Here is a 16,453-nt window from a genome sequence, read left to right on the forward strand (position 1 = left end):
AAGTGGGACCGCCGAGAATTGAACTCGGGTCCTACGGACCCCATCCGCAGAGGATACCACTACCCCACGGTCCCACACGTGAACCCATGGCCGTCTGCCGTTTAAGGGTGTCGTTTCGAATCCGGTACGCCACCGAGTTTCGTACCCCAACGATCGAAGGCGCTCAGACGAGTACGCGCTCGAGAGCCACCACGACACCGCTGTCAGCGTCCACGGCACCGACTCGCTCGCCGAGACACACCGCTGCACCGTCGGGCGTGTAACAGGCGACCAACGATCCGTGGTCGATCCCGTCGTCGGCCTCGAGCACGCCCGGTGCGTAGACGGGCGCGCCGTTGGCCACCTCGCGAGCCGCGTTCTCGGCGATGACGACGCTCGGAATCCCCTCGAGAATCCGCTCGGCGGGGTCGACGACGTCGTACAGCGGCTCGGGGTCGTCGTCCTCGACCCAGAAGCCGAGCGCGTCGAGGAAGTCGTGGGCGCTGTGGAGCGTGCGGTCGTCGAACGGGTCCGTCGCCGTCCGGCGCAGGTGTCCCATGTGCGCCCCGGTGCCAAGCGCTAATCCGAGGTCGTGGCACAGTTTGCGGACGTAGGTGCCGCTCTCACAGCGGATTCGCAGGAGGAGCCGGCGGTCCTCGACCTCGAGGACCTCGAGGTCGTAGAGTTCGCGGACGCGCAGGCGGCGCGAGACCGCGCTCTTGCGCGGGGGCTTCTGGTAGATCGGACCCTCGAACTCGGCGACGACCGATTCGGCGTCGGCCGGGACCGGCGCGTGACACTCGAGGACGGCGACGTACTCCTTCCCGCCCTCGAGGAAGACCTGCGCGAGCCGGGTCGCGTCGCCGAGCATAACCGGGAGACAGCCGGTCACTTTCGGGTCGAGCGTCCCGGCGTGGGCGGCACGGTCGATCGTCGACTCGACGCCGCGCTCGGCCAGCGTCTCGACGACGGCGTCCCGAAGCCAGCCGCTGACCTGATGGGAGGAAGGGCCGGGGGGCTTGTCGAGGTTGACGACGCCGAAGGTAAGCAACTCGGCGGGCGAGCGAGCCGCCGGTGGGCCACGGAGCGTCATCAGAAGTCGGTCTCGAGATCGACGGGTGCCTTTCCTTCGTCGCCGGCGGCGTCGTAGCGCTCGACGGCCGTGACGAGCATGTCGAGGACGGCGTCGGGTTCCCAGCGGGCCGTGTTCACCGAGAGATCGTAGATCGTCAGGTCACGAATGTCGATGCCGTAGTACTCGTCGTACCGCTGGGCCTCGCTTGCCTCGCGAGCTTTTGTCTCTTCAGTCGCACGCGCGGGGTCCTTGTCCTCGCGCTCGGCAATGCGCTCGCCGCGCACCCGTGCCGGTGCATCGAGCCAGAAGCGGAAGTCCGCCTGCTCGCCGGCCAGCCAGCCCGCGAGTCTGGACTCGAGAACCAGATCGTCCTCCGCGACGGCGATCTCGCGCAGCCGTCGATCGAGGTCGCGATCGATCTCGTCGTTCTCCTCGGCGAGTTTGTTGAACTCGAGTGGGGTATAGCCGCGTTCGTCGGCCAGTTCCCGAAAGATGTCACCGCCGCTGACGTGGTCGAGATCGAAGGCGTCGGCGAGTAACTCCGCAGTCGTGCTCTTCCCGCTTCCCGGCGGGCCGGAGACGGTGAGTAACATACTCCCTCTGTGAGTGGGCCGGTAAAATGGGTTTTGAATCGGGGAGCGGGGGCGACACACTCTTAGGGCGGACGACCGGGCCGCGAGGCGAGCACGGAACGGCGACGAGCGACCCTCAGGTGCTCGAGGGGGACATATCGATGTTCAGCGACTTGCGCAACAGCTGGGAGAACCCCATCGAGCACAGGAAGTACCAGACGATCCAGGCCTGCATCGGACCGAGTGCGCCCTCTTGCCACTCGATTTCACCGATGAGGGGCATCACGACGGTCTGCTCTGCGTCGCCGATGCTGCCCGTTCGGATCGACCAGTACATCCAGAGGAACAGCGGGATCGTCAACAGCATGATCCAGACCATCGGGCGGAACTGCTCTTTGAACATGCCGAGGTTGTCCGCCATGGCCTCCATCTGCTCTTCGCGAGCGCGCTCGATCTCGTTCTCGAGGCGTTCGATTTCCGCCTCGCTCGCGCCCCGCTCTTCGGCGTCTTTCTTTTCTTGGCGGAGTTCCTTTTGCTCCTCCTGGACGGCCTGCATCCGTTCTTGATACTTGCCCATAACCTCCGTGTTCATCAGGTTCGCTTGGAGCAGCGACGAGTAGAGGCCGGTGATCAGCGCGACCGAGAGGATCACGGCGTAGAACGGGAGTGCCGCATCGAGCGGGCCGAGGACGGCGTTGACCGTACTCCCGACGACGTTCTGGATCGAATCGAACCAGTAGCCGGGCATCAACAGGAGCGCGCCAACGCCCGCGAGCTTGTCCCACTGAGACCAGCTCGATTCGTCCTCGTCGATGTCGACATCGGCTCCGGCGCTGCTCCCGCCGTCACCGTCGAGGGCCCGATCGAAGGCTTCGCGATCGGCGATTTCGAACCCCTGATCGCCGTCGACTAACACTCCTTTTTCGATCAATCGCCCCCACTGGCCGCTGGTCAGCTCGTCGCTGACATCGGCCCATTGGACCTCGCCGCCGTTCCTGTCGGCTTCCTCGCGGATCGCCTCGAGGGCGGTCGCCATCGAGGAGTCCTCGCGCACGAGGGCGTCGATCTTCTCGGCTGTACGCGTCATCTGCTTGTCCTAGGCGTCGTCCGGTATACAAGTGTTTTTCTTCGGGGCTCCCAGCGGTTTCGGAACACTTGGTGACGTATTCGTTCGACCGGCGGGGACAGGGCAGATACTCCGACACATCGCGGTGAGCAGTCAGACGCGATAGCGAGCAGTCTCGTAGTATTCCGGACTGTCCGTCCGGTATGAACTGTTTGATCGGTCGAACGGTTTATTATTCGGACCCCCGAACCCCTGGTCGATAGAGATGGGTTCACGACGTGGTGGCGGCGCAGTTAGTCCGTCGAAAAGGGGAGTAACTGCGGTGATCGGCCTCGTGTTGCTGATCGGACTGGTCGCAACCGTTAGCGTCGGTATCCTTCTCATCGCGGGGGACACGATGAACGGCGCGGAACAGCGTTCGGAAAACGAGCGAGTCGAGCAATCGTTCGTCGAGATGAGCCAGCAGATGGCCACGGTCTCGTCGAATACCGATATCTCGCGGACGATGGAGTTCGATGCCGGCAAACGTGGTGCACTCGTCAAGACGGATACCGGGACGATCAATATTTCCGGTCCGGATCTCAACGAGACCATTTCGATTCCGATCGGTGCCGTCGAGTACGAGGGAGACGACGGAACCCGGATCTCCTATCAAGCGGGAGGCGTCTTCCGCGAAACCGGCAACGAAACCCGAGTCGTCTCCGCGCCGCCGGTGTACTATGACAACAAGGACAACACGTTCTCGTTCCCGATCACCGAGGTGAACGACGATACGCAACTCGGTTCGGGTGATGTGCGAATGTCCCATGCGGACACAACTGCATATACGAACGTGACCTATGTCGAACAGAGTACCGTGACGGTCGAAATTACGAGCGAATACTGCGTCGGCTGGGAGGCGTACTTCGACGGTCAGACCGCAAACGCGGAAGGGCAAGCGATCACGGAACGGTGCGGGAACGATAACACGATGATCGTGGAACTGGGTCGGACGGAGGTCGAAGGCGACTTCAGCCAGGCGGTGTACGCCGGTGGCGGCGGGATCGAGCTCGGCCATCACAACGCCGAGATCGACGGGAACGTTACGACCGACGGCGAAATCCACGGCTCGGGTGATATCACCGGCACCGAAATAGAGGAGCACCAGCAGTCGATCCCGTCGTTCGATAGCGTGATCCAGTCGAAAATCGACGACGCCGAACGTGGAGAAGGAGAACCGATCGACCTCGGCGAGAACAAGACGACCCTCGAGGGCGGCAAGACGTACTACGATCCGGACGGGTTCGATCTGCAGAACGACGTGACCGCGAATTTGGACGACGGGAACGTGACGCTCATCGTCGACGGTGATATGAAATTCACCGACAACGATCTCACGGTCGATCCGACCGGGGCTGAGGACAATACCTCGTTCCAGGTGTTCACGACGGGGGATATGGCCATGGATAACCAGGAAGTGTGTGTCGGAAGCTGTGACTACAACTCCGGCGACGCCAAATCCCTGCAGATCTACGGGACCTCGTCGATGCTCGTCCACGTCGGGACGGGGAACTCGAAATTCGAAGGCATTCTGTATGCGCCACGTGACGAAGGGTACGCCGAGTCGGAGGGGATCGATCACTGTAGCCACGATGTGAACGGGACTGAACCGGACGTCTGTATCGCCGGCGGTGGCGGAGCGGCCCAGATATTCGGCACCATCATGGCAGGTCCGATGTACGTCGACAACAATTTCGAGATCGAACACGACACGTCGCTGACCGGGTTCGAACCGGACGTTCGACACGGCGTCTTACCGCCCCGACTGACGTATCTCTCGATCGCAGTGCACGAAATCGACGTCGAAAACAACTGAGTCGGTTACGCCGCGTCTTCGATCGTTTCCTTCACGGCTTCCCACACGTCGTCCGGAGCCTGTTCGCCGTCGATACGCTCGAGGTCGCCCTGCTCCTCGTAATGCTCGACTACGGGTTCGGTGTTCTCGTGGAAGACCGAGAGTCGCTCTCTGACCGTGTCTTCGGTGTCGTCGTCCCGCTGGACGAGTCGTTCCTCGACGTCCGGGTCCTCGGGCGGGTTGTACTCGACGTGGTAGATGTCGCCCGTTTCGGGGTCCAGCCGCCGACCCGTCAGCCGGTGGACGAGTTCTTCCTCGCCGACGTCGAGATAGAGGACGACGTCGAGATCGGTCATGTCCTCGAGTTCTTCGGCCTGTTCTAGGTTCCGGGGATAGCCGTCGAGAACGAAGCCGTCCGCCTGACTGAGTGCCTCGTCGACGATGGCGTTGACGACTTCGTCGGGAACGAGTTCGCCCCGATCCATGTACTCGCCGGGGGTATCGTACTCGGTATCCATGTCGGAGATATCCATCTCCTTGTTGTTCCGCAGAGCGTCGCCGGTCGTGATATGATCGACATCGAACTCCTCGGTGATCTTTGCACTCTGCGTCCCCTTTCCTGCCCCGGGGGCACCGAGAATCAGGATTCGTGGCTGAGCCATGGGACACGGTTCAGGGGCGGCACATAAAGGCTTAAAGAATCGGGCACGATCATCCGATTATGACGCGCTTCGCTGCCGCCGAGTCCGCCGAGCGACGGAAACTGTACGTCGACGCGATCACTGCCCACCGCGAGCGCGAGAGCGCGTTCCTGACGGTCGAAGTGGACGCGAAAACACTCGAGGCGACCGGCGAGACGGCCTCCGAACCCGGGTCCGACGCCGACGAATCGGACGACCCGCCCGACCCGGGCGTTCCGTGGGTCCAGTTCGGCGACGGGACGATCAATCTCGACTGTACCGACGAGGAGTTAGATGCGCTGAAACGCCTCCTCGAATCGTTCCCCGCGTTCAAAATCGACGACCTGATCCGACCCGAGGAAGCCGAGGGCGTGAACGTACGGATCAGTGCGAAGGCGGACGCAAACCGGATCGGCCAGTTCGTCGACCAGGTGTTTCTCGAGGTATACGACCTGCCGGCGGCGTTTCGCGTCTGGGTCGTCGACATCTGACTGGCATCCGTTCGAAACACCCCTGAGCGACCGCGTGAGTGAGTGGCCGGTCGGGGACCAGTTTTTGTCGAGCGGACGGCGTCCGATTGATCGGCTGGGCGGCCCGTAAGCGAGCGCGATCGAATCCCGGTGGAACGCAACCGCCTCGAGCGGTCCCGGAACGGAGACATGCGGGATACTGGACAGCCATCAGCAAATATAATGGGTGGTGATAATCATGAACTAGACAGCGACAGAAAAAAGAGTACCGGCCCCAATAGGACAATGATGAATCAACGAGGCGAAGATCGGTCGACTCGAGCGGCACGGCAACGGCCCGCCGTCCCGGCGACCGATAGACGGCGTCAGCCGGGCGGTTTCCAAATAGATAAGTGCCCCCAGCAATCAATCTCCGACATATAACCGGAGTTCAAAAGAGGTGAATACAATCATCAACCTACTGACGACCCCGATGCAGGGGACACGTGTCGACGTGTTCGAGCAGATCTTCCTGGTCTTCCTCGGACTCGGTACGCTCGTCGGAATCGTCGTGGTCGCGTATACGTTGTATAACGCGTACAAATACCGCGACACCGGCGAGGCCGACGAGGGTGAGGATCTGCCATCCGTCGGGGAGTTACCGACAGGCGGAAAGGGCGGGAAGAAACTGTTCCTCTCGTTCGGAATCAGCGCCGTTATCGTCATCTCGCTGGTGATCTGGACGTACGGGATGCTCCTGTACGTCGAAGATCCCGGCGACGGAGGCAATAGCGCACAGGAGGACGCGCTCAACGTCGAAGTGACTGGCGATAGCTTCGCCTGGTACTACGAGTACGAGACCGGCATCGAATCGACGAGCACCCTTCGTGTCCCCGCCGGCGAGCGGGTCTGGGTCAATGCGACATCAGGTGACGTCTGGCACGCGTTCGGCATACCCGATCAACGGGTAAAAGCCGACGCGATTCCGGGCGAATACGACGAGACGTGGTTCCAGGCCGACGAATCCGAAGCCGGCCAACAACAGGAAATCAAGTGCTTCGAACTCTGTGGCGAGTACCACACCTCGATGAAGGGAACGCTACAGATCATGGACGCCGACGAGTTCGATCAGTGGATGGACGAGCAGTTGACGATGGCGTTCACGATCGAAGATCAAAACGGCTCCCGCGTGACCGAGGGCTACGAACTCACGCTCGAGAGTCAGGAATCCGACTTCGAAGGGAGTTACACGGCCAGCGAGTTCGACAACGGCACCATCGAGGTGTCCGACATCGAGCAGGCGGGCGAATACAACGTGACGATCGAGCCGACCGACGGCCAGTTCGAACCGGTCGAAGACCAGTTCGACATGACCGGCGAGGTCGACGAAACCTACACACTCGAGATGAACACGACGGAAAGTACTGCTAACGAAAGCGAAACGAACGACGGAGGTAGCGCCTGATGAGTGATCTGCCGCCGAAGCGGTCGATCAAGCGCTGGCTGGTCACGACCAACCACAAGGACGTCGGCATCCTCTATATGGCGACGTCGATGTTCTTCCTGCTTTTCGGAGGGACCCTCGCACTGCTGTTCCGGACCCACCTCTGGCAATCCGGCGGGACGGGACTGCTCACCAACGACCAGTTCTACCAGTCGGTCTCCGGCCACGGACTCATCATGGTCTTCTGGTTCCTGTCGCCGATCGCCAGCGGGTTCGCGAACTATTTTGTCCCGCTCCAGATCGGGGCAAAGGATCTCGCGTTCCCCCGTCTAAACGCCCTGAGTTACTGGTTCTACCTGTTCTCGGGCATTCTGATGGCGATTTCGTTCTTCCAGGGCGGCTCGTTCTCCGGCGGCTGGACGATGTACGCCCCGCTGAACGTGCCGACGTATACCCCGGCGATGCAGGCAATGACCGGCGGGAACTCGATGGTTCTCGCCTTGGTCCTGTTCTGTATCTCCATCACGATGGGGACGGTGAACTTCCTGACCACGATGCACCGATCCCGTGCTGAGGGACTCGGTCTGTGGAACATGCCGATGTTCTCGTGGTCGTGGCTGCTGACCGCCTGGATGATGCTGTTCGCGTTCGCGGCGCTGCTGGCAGCCGTGCTGTTACTCTCGGTCGATCGGCTGTTCCTCACGCAGTACTTCGCGACCGATCAGGGCTCGAGCCTGCTGTGGGCGCACATCTTCTGGTTCTTCGGCCATCCGGAGGTGTACATCGTCTTCTTCCCCGCCTTGGGGATCATGTTCGAGACGTTCCAGACGTTCACCGGCCGACGGCTGGTCGGTCGCAAGTGGGTCATCATCGCGATGGTTCTCGTCGCAGTCCAGTCGTTCCTCGTCTGGATGCACCACATGTTCCTGTCGACGATCAACCTCCCGATCAAGACGCTGTTCATGGCGACGACGATCGGGATTTCGCTACCCTTCGACCTGATGGTCTTCGCGCTGATCTATACGATGGTCAAAGGGCGCGTTCGATTTACCACGCCGTTCCTGTTCTCGCTGGGTGCGCTCGTGTTGTTCATCCTGGGAGGCATCACCGGCGTCTTCCTGGGTGCCGTCGTCCTCGACTACGAGTTCCGTGGCACCTACTGGGTCGTCGCGCACTTCCACTACGTGATGGTTTCGGGAGTCACGGCACTGATGGGCGGCATCTACTACTGGTGGCCGAAACTCACCGGGAAGATGTACTCCGAACGGCTCGGAAAGCTCAACTTCGCGGTCTACTTCATCGGCTTCAACCTGCTGTACTTCCCGATGTTCATGGCCTGGGAGACGCCGCGGCGTGTCTTCCACTACGGTAGCGGTGCGCAGATCTATCACCAGCTGGCAACCGTGGGCGCGTTCGTCTTCGGTGCCTCCTTCCTGATCATGTTCTTCACGCTCGGGAAGAGTCTGGTCTCGGGCCCCAAGGCCCCCGACAACCCGTGGACGTACTCCCGGACTGCCGAGTGGGCGATTCCCTCGCCGCCACCGCTCGAGAACTGGCCCGACCGACCGAGCTACGCCAGCGGGAAACTCGAGTTCGTCGACGACACCGCGACCGCGACCGACGGTGGCGTCGCACAGGAAGCGACCGGCACGGCAGCCGCGACCCACGAAGAAGAACACGCCGATCACGCCAGCATCTGGCCGCTCGGCATCGGTATCGCGACGTTTACGTTCTTCCTCGGGCTCAGCGGCATCACGCCGTATTTCTTCTCGTTCGTCGAGTCGCACATCCACAGCGGGGTCGGTAACTTCGTCACCCTCGATTCGGCACCCGCACAGAACATCATCTATCCGGTCCTCATGGTGCTGGGACTGGCGATGCTCGGAGTCACGCTGTTCCAGTTCGGTCGCGAGCAGTTCACTGCCCCCGAGATGGCCGTCGCCGAGCGCTGGCCGTTCGGCGGCATCAGCAACGAGAAGCTGGGCGTCTGGGTCTTCCTGGCCTCTGACGTCGTCGTCTTCGGTGCCGCGATCGGTGCATACGTGTTCATGCGCATCCACATGGGCTGGCACGACTGGCATCTCGCCTCGATCACCGAGGCCGGCCTGTTTAACACGTACGTGCTGTTGACCTCGAGTTTTACCGTCATCCTCGCGCACGTGATGGCCGAGCGCGAGAACAAGAAAGGACTGCTCGGCGCGCTGAGCGCGACGGTCCTGCTTGGACTCGTGTTCATGGGCGTCAAGGCCTTCGAGTACAGCAGCAAGTTCGCGGACGGTCACTACTGGTTCAGCGGTATCGAGTACTCGCTGTACTTCGTGACGACCGGCCTGCACGCGCTGCACGTCATCCTCGGGCTCCTGATCGCCCTGTTCATGATCTACCGCGTCATCTCGATCGACGCCTATCTCGAGGATCACATGCCCGTGGAGTACTTCGGTCTCTACTGGCACTTCGTCGACATCGTGTGGGTCTTCCTGTTCCCACTGTTCTACCTGATGTAGCGACCCGTCGCTACACGGGTGCGTTTTCTTCGGTTTGTGTTCTGCTCCGTGAGTGAGAGCAGCGGATCACAACGGTCGCAGTGCTCTCGAGTGAGACGATATTGAGCGCCGTCAGTACGACGAGGAGTCCGACGCGTATGCGAGACGTGCCGGACCGATACCGCTCTCGTCGCCGCGTAGTACGCGGATAGCCACTCGAGTTCGACGGTCGAGTTGTCAGTACCGAGTCGACTCTCGGTGTGTCCGCCACGGGTTCGATCACCGTCAGCCGCAGCCGGACGCTGGTGACCGTCCACGTCGCCGTCGTCGGTCGCCCGCGGCTGGCAGAAGGGTGGCCTGAGAGCGGTCCCCAACGACACCCGGTGCCGTCGCGCCGTCGAGTCGAGCCGGCCGTTACCGCCTCCCGATTCGGGACCGTGCCAGGACGGCGAGGGTCAAACTGACCGCGACGAGAACGCCGGCGACGAAAACGGGACTCGAGGAGGGACGTGAGTCCCCACTCGGACCCGGATCGCTCGCGTTGCCTGCTACTGGATCGGACGGCCGGCGGACGGCAACGAGCGCGTCGACGGCGGCTTCGGCGTCGACAATGCCGTGCCCGTAGCGGGTCTCGAGCGGTTCGGTGGTATCGGCCGTCGTCGTGTCACCAGTGACTGTGCCGGCCGCGGGCATGCGAGCCGTTCCGGTTATCGCCGTCGTGATCTCGTCGGGCGTAGCGTCGGGGTCGATCGACAGGAGTAACGCAACCGTTCCGGAGACGTGTGGGGCCGCCATCGACGTTCCCGGCATCGATCGGTACCCACCGCCCGGGGCGGCGCTCGTGACCGCGACACCGGGGGCGACGACATCGGGAACGATGTACGACGGTGGGGCCGTCCAGTCCAGCGGCGCTGCCGTCCACTCGGTCCGATCGATCCGCTGTCCGCTGGAGAACGAGGGGACATCGCCGTTCCGATCGACTGCGCCCACGCTAATCGTCTCGTAGACGTTCCCGGGGGAGCCGGACGTCTCCGGCCCGTCGTTCCCGGTCGCACCCACGACGACCGCGCCGCTTTCCCGCGCGTTCCGGACCGGATCGATAAACGGCGCGTGTGTCCCGGTCGCGCCGAGGCTCAGACTGATTACGTCGGCGTCCTGTCGTATGGCCCACTCCATCCCAGCGACGACCTGCGCGAACGAGCCGTTCGTGTCGGTCAACACGAGCCCGTGAAGCAACTCCGCCTCGGGGGCGACGCCGATCGCGGTTCCGGTCGTCGCTCCACCGGCTACCGTTCCGCTGACGTGCGTGCCGTGCGTTCCCGTATCGTGTGGCGTCGACCCCACGACGCGCCCGCCTGTCGCGTCGAACTCCGCCCAACCGCCGGGATAGGTCGGGTCCGACGGGTCGTCCGTCGCGAGGTCGATGTCGGGGTGGCCGGTATCGACGCCGGTATCGAGGACCGCGACGCGGACGCCCTCGCCGCGGGTATCGTAGGCGTCCCAGGCACCGGTCGCGTTGATCTGCGCGAGGCCGGCCGTGGTTCGTCGCTTGCCGACCGCTGACGCGGCGGCTCCCGACGCCGTCGCATTCACGCGGTCCGGTCGCTCGGGAACCGACACCTCGACGTTCTCGTGGACGGCTTCGACTGCACCGAACCGGTCGAAGGCTTCGTAGTCGACGGCGTCGGTATCGATCTCGAGCAACACGGCATTGGTGAGCCAGAACGTCTCTTCGACGTGGAGCCCGTCTTTCTCCCGTGCGTACTCGAGGAGCGGTTCCTGTGTCGACTCGGCATGGGTCTCGAGCCGTCGTTCGGTCTCGTCCGCGCCGATTTCGGCAGGGATGTCGGGCTCCTCGAGTCGGACCACGGCCTCGACCGTCGGTCCGTCCGTAGGGAGGTCATCGTCGACGACGATCGGGTCGTTATCGGAGTCCGGCGCATCAGTAGCGCTGTCCGAACCGAGTGCAACCGGGCCGACGACGGACGCCAGCAGGAGCCAGGCGACGACGAGGGCGAGTACGGGAGCCGTTCCCGAGCGGACTGACGGCATGATACACGTACTGTGGCGCGATGAAATAAAGGATTTCTGAACTACCCGTGTTCGTAGACTGTGACAGGCGAGCGTATCCGCTCTCGAGCTGTCAGACCGGCCTTAGCCCGCCCAGACCAGCGCGTAAATGAACGTAAACAGGAAGTAGACGAGAAACACGGAGATGGCTGCCTTGAAGTGAAACGTGAACAGGTCGTACTCCTCGTCGTCGCGTTCCTCGTCGAACGCCTCGCGTTCGGCGTCGGAACACTCCTCGGCGTGATCGACGCCGATGTGGAACGTCACGTATCGTTCGGCACGGAACGGCCGGCCGCAGTACGGACAGGTTCCAGCGGGCGTCTCGTCCGCGGGCACGTCGTACTCGCGCTCGAGTGCTCGGTCGGTCGCCATTCGGTCGGTGCTTGTGGTGTCGCGAGCAAGTGTTTGCCGGTTCGGCTACCGACGACGAGCGCTCCGTCAGCCCGGGACGTAGGGCGGGCTCATCGTTCCCTGCGAAACGAGATAGAGGCTCACCATCGTAAAGAAGACCATGACGACGATGAGCGGATACTGGCTCCTGATCGCCTGGAGTTTGCCGGGGAACAGTTCGAAGGAAACGGTGTGGGCGACCCACACCGCGAGGACGTGCCCCAACAGGATGCCGGCGATCTCGACGTAGCCGAACCAGCCCGGCAGCGCGTACCGAGTCGGGTTCGGCGGCGGGTTCAACGGCGTCGCCAAAGCATCGAGCAGCGACGGCCACAGCGAGAGTCCGAACCCGACGTAGTGTGCGAGGTGATAGCCGGCGGCGATGGCGAGCAGCGGCGCGGCGAGTCTGTAGCCGAGATAGCGCCGCGAGAGGTACGTCTCGGCTCGCTCGCGGGTCCGGTCGATGGCGACCCAGTAGACCTTCCAGAACAGGGCGAAGCCACCAACGAGCAAGAGGAGATAGACGAGTACCGGCGGGAGTCCGATCCCGACCAGCGCTTCGATAGTCCAGACGCCGGCCGGCGTCACGATAAAGCCGCTGTAGGTCAGTTCCCAGACCAACGCGAGCACGAACGCCACGAGCGACGTGCCGGTGACGAGATCCGGCTCACTCAACCGCGACCCGGGATATCGGAGTTCGAACCCGTCGGCCGTTCGCTGAATCGGTGCGACGGACCCGTAGAGTCGAAACCACAGCGAGAGGGGATCGCCGCGTCGAAACCACGTCTCCGGCGAAAAGACGACCGCACCCGAGATGGTAAACAGCGAGTACATCACGAGGATGGCTACCAGCGCCTGCGCCGTGGTCGTCAGAGGCGCAACGACCTCGAGCCAGACGAAAGTCAACAGTGCAACGACGGCGGGCCAGGAGCCGTACGAGGACGGGTACGATTCGTAACCGTTCGGGAGCGCCTCGGCGATCCGCCGCCAGGGATTGAGTGCCGGCCACGGGTTGCCGACGGTGTAGGCGACGATCGTCAGCAACGCGCGCCCGCCGACGAACGTCACCAGGACGGTCGCGCTGACCAGTCCGATGTTCGGCCCGCCGATGCCGGCCACGAAGACGAGCGCGAGTCCGAGGAGTCCGAACACGCCCAACAGGAGCGACCCCGCGGTCAGCAGCCGGTCGAGGGACTGCTCGAGCGCGTGGTCGTGATAGGCCCCGATCACGTCGCGGTCGGTGACGAGCATCGTCAGCAGGGCCGAGGCGCCGACGGTACCGCCGCCGGTCGCGAGGTAGAGCCACGTCGGGACGCTCACATCAGTGCTTCCGCCGCTGAGGCCGGCGGCGACGTTGCTCGCGGTGACGATGCCGGCACCCGCGGTGAGAGAGACGAGGACGAACCCGAGGACGATACCGGTTCGGCGAGCGAGAGCCGCCCGTTCACTCATTGCCGACGATTCGTACTCGCGGCCCATCTACGTATCGCTTCCACACCGGTCCCCGCAGAAGGATCGTATGAGGAAGGTATAAGTATCCGTCACCCACATTCCCCACTAATGGCGAGCATTCGGACGTACAGCCTGGTCTACGTGGCACTGTTACTGCTGGCGACGGGAAAGTTCGCTTTCTTCCATTTTCCTGAGATCTTCACGGAGCAGGTAGCAATAGCAGGGACGATGGTCCTGGCAGCGATCAAGGTATCGCTGATCGCCGGTTACTTCCAGCACCTGAAGGACGAACCGCGGTCGGTCACCTACCTGATGCTCACCGCGTTGTTCATGGTGCTCCTGTTGACCCTCGCCGCGGGCTACTCCATCCAGTAACCCGTCTCGACCTCTCGCCCGTTCCGCGGGGCATATCTACGCGTTTCTCGCCGTTTTCCGGTACCGCACAGCGCCAGCACCCTTGTCGTCTGCTGCCTTTCGAGATTCTCGCCTCGCTCAGCCTACTCCAGACGGCCGGAGACGACTCTCACGAAGAAACCGTCTCTTATGGGCTGACCACGACGGTCGGCTGAGAGAGCGACGTGCCGTCCATATCGGCACCGAAACCAGGCGAGTCCGCCGGCTACGGCCGAGAACTCGAGACACTGCTCTTCGGTTCCTCACCACCGTCTCGCGTGACTGCTCCGTCGCAGTTGTACTAGGGCAGGATCGAGATACCGACACCACACTGGGTCGTGGTCAGTGCGTTTTCCTACAGTGGGCCGGATGTCGTTCCAGTCGACCGCGTCCCTCGTTTCTCTCCCCGGAGTGCGGCCTGTCATCCTCGATGTCGGATCGAGGAGTCCCTGGCCACAGCGATAGTCGGAACTCCGCTGACTCGGTTCAAGCGTTTCGCGGTCGGACGACTCACGTCTCGTCGTGAGTACCGACGACAGTAGCTCCGCCGATCACGCGATCGTGTCGACGAACGGAAGGAAAACGAGCGCGGGCCGTTATTCGCTGCCGAACATCTGGCGCATCATCGGATGCATTTCCATCATCTGCTCCTCGGCGATCTCCTCGTACAGTTTGTACGTGATGGAGACGGCCAGCAGCAGTCCGGTTCCGCTGATACCGCCGATGGTACCGAGCATGTTCGCACAGACGGCCAGCAGGCCGACCAGCGCACCGCCGATGACGGTCACCTGCGGGATGTACCGCTCCATGACCTTCTCGATGACGCCGACGTTCTGTCGGAAGCCGGGGATCTGCATCCCGGAGTTCTGGATCTGCTTTGCCGTCGATTCGGGCCCCATGTCAGTGGTTTCGACCCAGAAGATGGCAAAGACCGCGCCACCGACGATCATGAAGGTGACGTCGATGCCGATCCGGATCATCACCTGCCACCACTCCTGGGAGACCGACGCCGTCCACCACATCCAGTCCTGTCGGGAGTAGATCGGGGCCACGTAGTAGAAGAACCCACTGACGGGCTGGCCCTGCTGTGAGTAGGTTCCGAGCCAGGCGGGCATGTTCCCCCACTGGCTGTTCAGGATCTGTCCCATGAACTGGACGTTCGCCTGCACTGCACGAACGAGGATCATGGGCAGGACGCTCGCGTAGATGAGCTTCACGGGGAAGCGTCCACGTGCACCCTTCACTCGAGCGTGACTGAGCGGAATCTCGACGCGGACCGACTCCGCGTAGACGACGATCCCGAAGATCAACAGCGTCGTGAACAGCCCGATGAGGTCACCTTGGGTGACCAGCAGGGCGTAGAGCCCCTCGCCCGACGCGATCGAGCCGATCTCGACCTGCCCGGTCAGGATCTCGTACCAGCTGTAGAAGAACCCTTGCGAGTTGGGCTGGATGAAACCGGTGACCAGACGCTGGCTCACGCCGGCGATGATGAACAGCCCGATCCCGCTGCCGACGCCCCACTTGCTGACGACCTCGTCCATATAGAGGATGAGGATCCCGCCAACGAGGATCTGGGCGAACATCAGGATCTGGATCTGTGTCGCGGTGAGCGCCATCCCACCGAGTTGCATCGATGTCTTGGCTGGCAGGAAGCCCCCTCCCGGCGGGCCGGAGAACACCATCGGGAGCCCGGTCAGGATGACCATCAGGATGACCAGCAGCTTCTGGAGCCCCTGATAGAGGACCTGGTCCCGTGGATCGTCCGTGTCGAGCCCGAGCAGGTTCGCCCCGCCGAGCAGTTGTAAGACGATGCTCGCGGTGACGATCGGACCGATACCGACCTGCAGGACTGACCCGTGTGCTCCAGCGAGGATCGCACGGAACTCACCGAAGAGGTCGCCCGAGCCGCCGGCCTGGTAACCGAGCAGCGTGATGCTCGTCAGGAAGAAGTACAACATCAGGATACCGGCCGTCCACATCAGCTTGCGCTTGAAGGGGACGTGCCCCTCCGGACGGCGCACTGCTGGCATCCGCGTGAGGACCGGTTCAGCGGCTTCCTTCCATCCCATATGTTATTCCTTGTCCTGTTCAGCGTCGGCTTCGGCGTCGTCGTCCTCCTGTGCTCGCTCCGAGATGACTGCCTCGCCGCCGGCAGCCTCGAGTTTCTCCTCGGCCGCATCGGAGAACGCGTCCGCCGTTATCTCGAGCGTGTTCCGGACCTGTCCGGACCCGAGGACTTTCACCGTGTCGACCTCGTGGCCGTCCTCGACGATGTCGCGTGCGTCGAGTCGGTAGCCATCGTCGGTCTCCTCGGCGAGGTCGTCCGCGACGTAGAGGATCGCGTCCTCGTCTAGCTTCTGGACGTCGATCTCCGCGACATCCTCGCGGATGTCGTGGGGTCGCTTGAAGCCGTGTTTGCCCTTCGGTTCGTAGTTGTGGAACTCGTGTTTGCTGCGCCCGGCACGGCCGCGGCCACCACGGTGGCCCGCACCGCGTCGGTTCTTGTGGGAACCGCCGCTGTGGGTTCGCGATCCGCGCTGGCGTCGTTTTTTACTCGTCATGG

Annotated in this window: 14 protein-coding genes and 1 tRNA gene; 5 read left to right on the forward strand and 10 right to left on the reverse strand. The window is 62.8% G+C overall.

Annotation, left to right across the window (positions count from 1 at the left end; translation table 11 throughout):
• Window positions 1-3: 3 nt before the first annotated feature.
• The 4 genes from ALTAJ2_RS00530 to ALTAJ2_RS00545 form a co-directional block, all read right to left on the reverse strand.
• Window positions 4-74 (reverse strand) — tRNA-Pro (locus ALTAJ2_RS00530).
• Between the two features lie 89 nt (window positions 75-163).
• The gene (locus ALTAJ2_RS00535) at window positions 164-1,072 is read right to left on the reverse strand and encodes an RNA-guided pseudouridylation complex pseudouridine synthase subunit Cbf5 (protein WP_007108817.1); all 909 of its coding nucleotides are present in this window, start codon (window positions 1,070-1,072) and stop codon (window positions 164-166) included.
• Window positions 1,072-1,647, reverse strand: a complete 576-nt coding sequence (gene cmk, locus ALTAJ2_RS00540) for a (d)CMP kinase (RefSeq protein WP_007108816.1) — start codon at window positions 1,645-1,647, stop codon at window positions 1,072-1,074. Before cmk ends, ALTAJ2_RS00535 begins: the two co-directional genes overlap by 1 nt.
• A 115-nt stretch (window positions 1,648-1,762) precedes the next feature.
• A complete protein-coding gene (locus ALTAJ2_RS00545) occupies window positions 1,763-2,713 on the reverse strand; it encodes a DUF106 domain-containing protein (RefSeq protein WP_007108815.1) in 951 nt (316 codons plus the stop codon).
• Between the two features lie 244 nt (window positions 2,714-2,957).
• On the opposite strand from ALTAJ2_RS00545, the gene ALTAJ2_RS00550 reads away from it, so the two are divergent.
• Window positions 2,958-4,547, forward strand: coding sequence for a DUF7289 family protein (locus ALTAJ2_RS00550; RefSeq protein WP_449289156.1), 1,590 nt, complete (start codon window positions 2,958-2,960; stop codon window positions 4,545-4,547).
• A gap of 5 nt (window positions 4,548-4,552) precedes the next feature.
• On the opposite strand, the gene ALTAJ2_RS00555 is transcribed toward ALTAJ2_RS00550, so the two are convergent.
• The gene (locus tag ALTAJ2_RS00555) at window positions 4,553-5,188 is read right to left on the reverse strand and encodes an adenylate kinase (RefSeq protein WP_007108813.1); all 636 of its coding nucleotides are present in this window, start codon (window positions 5,186-5,188) and stop codon (window positions 4,553-4,555) included.
• Between the two features lie 59 nt (window positions 5,189-5,247).
• On the opposite strand from ALTAJ2_RS00555, the gene ALTAJ2_RS00560 reads away from it, so the two are divergent.
• The 3 genes from ALTAJ2_RS00560 (at window position 5,248) to ALTAJ2_RS00570 (ending at window position 9,603) form a co-directional block, all read left to right on the forward strand.
• Window positions 5,248-5,697 carry a hypothetical protein gene (locus ALTAJ2_RS00560; protein ID WP_007108812.1) on the forward strand — a complete coding sequence of 150 codons (450 nt, stop codon included), beginning with the start codon at window positions 5,248-5,250 and terminating at the stop codon, window positions 5,695-5,697.
• 451 nt (window positions 5,698-6,148) lie between these two features.
• Complete coding sequence (gene coxB, locus ALTAJ2_RS00565; RefSeq protein WP_007108811.1) at window positions 6,149-7,120, forward strand: cytochrome c oxidase subunit II; 972 nt, start codon at window positions 6,149-6,151, stop codon at window positions 7,118-7,120.
• On the forward strand, window positions 7,120-9,603 hold the full coding sequence (locus ALTAJ2_RS00570; RefSeq protein ID WP_007108810.1) for a cbb3-type cytochrome c oxidase subunit I: 2,484 nt from the start codon (window positions 7,120-7,122) through the stop codon (window positions 9,601-9,603). The genes coxB and ALTAJ2_RS00570 overlap by 1 nt, the downstream gene beginning before the upstream one ends.
• Window positions 9,604-9,996: 393 nt before the next feature.
• On the opposite strand, the gene ALTAJ2_RS00575 is transcribed toward ALTAJ2_RS00570, so the two are convergent.
• From ALTAJ2_RS00575 to ALTAJ2_RS00585, 3 genes are all read right to left on the reverse strand, one after another.
• Window positions 9,997-11,634 (reverse strand): S8 family serine peptidase, encoded by a 1,638-nt coding sequence (locus tag ALTAJ2_RS00575; RefSeq protein WP_007108809.1) that lies wholly within the window; start codon window positions 11,632-11,634, stop codon window positions 9,997-9,999.
• Window positions 11,635-11,736: 102 nt separating this feature from the next.
• Window positions 11,737-12,024 carry a DUF7410 domain-containing protein gene (locus tag ALTAJ2_RS00580; protein WP_007108808.1) on the reverse strand — a complete coding sequence of 96 codons (288 nt, stop codon included), beginning with the start codon at window positions 12,022-12,024 and terminating at the stop codon, window positions 11,737-11,739.
• A 66-nt stretch (window positions 12,025-12,090) separates the two neighbouring features.
• Window positions 12,091-13,494, reverse strand: coding sequence for a hypothetical protein (locus tag ALTAJ2_RS00585; protein WP_049900257.1), 1,404 nt, complete (start codon window positions 13,492-13,494; stop codon window positions 12,091-12,093).
• 108 nt (window positions 13,495-13,602) lie between these two features.
• On the opposite strand from ALTAJ2_RS00585, the gene ALTAJ2_RS00590 reads away from it, so the two are divergent.
• A complete protein-coding gene (locus ALTAJ2_RS00590) occupies window positions 13,603-13,869 on the forward strand; it encodes a cytochrome C oxidase subunit IV family protein (protein WP_007108806.1) in 267 nt (88 codons plus the stop codon).
• A 614-nt stretch (window positions 13,870-14,483) separates the two neighbouring features.
• Here the strand turns inward: ALTAJ2_RS00590 and secY are convergent.
• Complete coding sequence (gene secY, locus ALTAJ2_RS00595) at window positions 14,484-15,959, reverse strand: preprotein translocase subunit SecY (protein ID WP_049900093.1); 1,476 nt, start codon at window positions 15,957-15,959, stop codon at window positions 14,484-14,486.
• 3 nt (window positions 15,960-15,962) lie between these two features.
• A complete protein-coding gene (locus ALTAJ2_RS00600; protein ID WP_007108804.1) occupies window positions 15,963-16,451 on the reverse strand; it encodes an uL15m family ribosomal protein in 489 nt (162 codons plus the stop codon).
• Window positions 16,452-16,453: the final 2 nt, after the last annotated feature.

The sequence above is a fragment of the Natrinema altunense genome (assembly GCF_000731985.1).
Taxonomy (GTDB): domain Archaea; phylum Halobacteriota; class Halobacteria; order Halobacteriales; family Natrialbaceae; genus Natrinema; species Natrinema altunense.